Origin of the sequence: Vibrio sp. M260121, assembly GCF_036533715.1 — a bacterium.
Lineage (GTDB): Bacteria > Pseudomonadota > Gammaproteobacteria > Enterobacterales > Vibrionaceae > Vibrio.
Genome location: NZ_JATABF010000113.1, coordinates 1 through 748, shown reverse-complemented (window position 1 = coordinate 748; position 748 = coordinate 1). Strand labels below are relative to the sequence as shown.

Genomic DNA, 748 nt, shown 5'->3' with positions numbered 1-748 from the left:
AATTACTCGCGCTTGAAGATACAACAACGCTCAGTTTTCCGCATCGAAGTATAAAAGATGAACTCGGGCACACGAATCAAGGCAATAGAACCCGAGCTCTCCACGTACATTCGACTTTGCTTTTTGCACCACAAAGCCAAACCATTGTGGGTCTGATAGAGCAGCAACGATGGAGCCGAGATATTACTAAGCGTGGGCAAAAGCACCAACACGCGACTCGTCCTTACAAGGAGAAAGAGAGTTACAAATGGGAGCAAGCTTCTCGCCGTGTCGTTGAACGCCTAGGGGATAAAATGTTAGATGTTATCTCGGTCTGTGACCGAGAAGCAGACCTATTCGAATACTTGACTTATAAACGTCAACATCAACAGCGCTTTGTCGTTCGCTCAATGCAAAGTCGTTGTCTAGAAGAACACGCTCAAAAGCTTTACGACTATGCGCAAGCGTTACCAAGTGTCGAGACAAAGGAGCTTACCATCCCCCAAAAAGGAGGGAGAAAAGCAAGAGATGTAAAGCTTGATGTTAAATATGGTCAGGTGACATTAAAGGCTCCGGCAAATAAAAAAGAGCACGCAGGCATACCTGTTTATTATGTTGGTTGCCTTGAGCAAGGTACATCAAAAGACAAGTTAGCATGGCACCTCTTGACATCGGAGCCAATAAACAACGTTGAAGATGCCATGAGAATTATCGGTTATTACGAGCGCCGATGGCTGATTGAAGACTTCCATAAAGTCTGGAAAAGTGA

Annotated in this window: 1 protein-coding gene; it reads left to right on the top strand. The window is 44.9% G+C overall.

The features are described from left to right. The coding region (locus QTO06_RS25315) for an IS4 family transposase (RefSeq protein WP_331410352.1) at positions 1–748 on the top strand (748 nt) is incomplete at both ends.